Here is a 1,121-nt window from a genome sequence, read left to right as displayed (position 1 = left end):
GTGAGCGACGCCAAGCGGCGGCTCGCGAACTGCAAGCACTGCGGTAAGCCGCGGGACGTGCACCCGGCCGCGCCTGTTGTCCGGCCGTGACCGCCCACCACCATGAGAGGAGCACCGTGAAGTCGCCCGTCCCGTACTTCGGGTCCAAGCAGCGCGTCGCCGACTGGATCGTGGGCCTGTTGCCGTCGCACGCCCACTACGTCGAACCGTTCGCCGGCGGTCTTCCGTCCTCTTCGCGAAGCGGCCGTCGGCGATGGAGACCGTCAATGATCTCGACGGGGACCTGGTCACCTTCTGGCGCGTCCTGCGTGACCGGCCCGAGGAACTGGCGCGCGCCTGCCAGCTGACCCCGCACGCCCGCGTTGAGCTGACCAGTGCATGGGACCCGGCCGAAGACGAGGTGGAGCGGGCGCGGCGGGTGTGGGTGCGGCTGACGCAGGGCCGTGGCGGGATGATGCGACGCAGCGGGTGGCGGCACTACACCAACACTTCGGGTTCCAGCTTCAGCATGCCTGACCACCTGGACGCCTACCGGAACCGGCTGATGCCGGCAGCCGAGCGGATCATGTCCGTGAGCCTGGAGTGCCTGCCCGCCCTCACCATGATCGGCAAATACGGGACTCAGCAGGACGTGCTGCTGTACGTCGACCCGCCCTACCTCGGCACCACCCGCAGCCACCGCGACCGGTACGGCGCAGAGATGCGTGGCGAGAACGAGCACCGGGAGCTGGCGGCCGCGCTCGCCGACTGCCGGGCCGCAGTTGTCCTCTCCGGCTACCACAGCCCGCTGTACGACGAGCTGTACGCCGGGTGGCACCGGTACGAGCAGGCGTCGATGACCGGCAACGGTAAGGGCGACCGGGCCCGTACCGAAGTCTTGTGGGCGAATCGGCCGCTCGGTGACCAGCTCGACCTGTTCGCAGACATCGCGTGACCGTCCACCCCACGCGGGACCGGCCCGGCGGTGTCGTAGACCGCCGGGCCAGCGCCCCGACCCTCCCACACCCGACAGGAGACAACCAATGACCGACCCGACCCCCGCCGACCGTCTTCGCGCCCTCACCCTCCTCGAAGCCGCCGACTTCCTGCGCGACGCCCACTTCCGTGACGGCCTCAGCGTG

2 protein-coding genes are annotated in these 1,121 nt (G+C 70.0%); both read left to right on the top strand.

The window, feature by feature from the left end; translation table 11 throughout:
* Positions 1-86: 86 nt before the first annotated feature.
* Positions 87-347: a DNA adenine methylase gene (locus IG02_RS43755; RefSeq protein ID WP_324604771.1), complete on the top strand. Its 261-nt coding sequence runs from the start codon at positions 87-89 to the stop codon at positions 345-347.
* Positions 254-934 (top strand): DNA adenine methylase, encoded by a 681-nt coding sequence (locus IG02_RS37405; RefSeq protein WP_267958561.1) that lies wholly within the window; start codon positions 254-256, stop codon positions 932-934. The genes IG02_RS43755 and IG02_RS37405 overlap by 94 nt, the downstream gene beginning before the upstream one ends.
* The last annotated feature ends 187 nt before the right edge of the window (positions 935-1,121 follow it).

This window comes from Streptomyces sp. NRRL F-5135 (assembly GCF_000719775.1).
Lineage (GTDB): Bacteria > Actinomycetota > Actinomycetes > Streptomycetales > Streptomycetaceae > Streptomyces > Streptomyces hebeiensis.
The sequence above is the reverse complement of the archived record's forward strand: the minus strand, read 5'-3'. Positions and strand labels throughout refer to the sequence as shown.

What these genes read in the sequence shown, in the direction of transcription:
- IG02_RS37405 (WP_267958561.1), top strand. Translation starts at nt 254, where the DNA reads ATGGAGACCGTCAATGATCTCGACGGGGACCTGGTCACCTTCTGGCGC.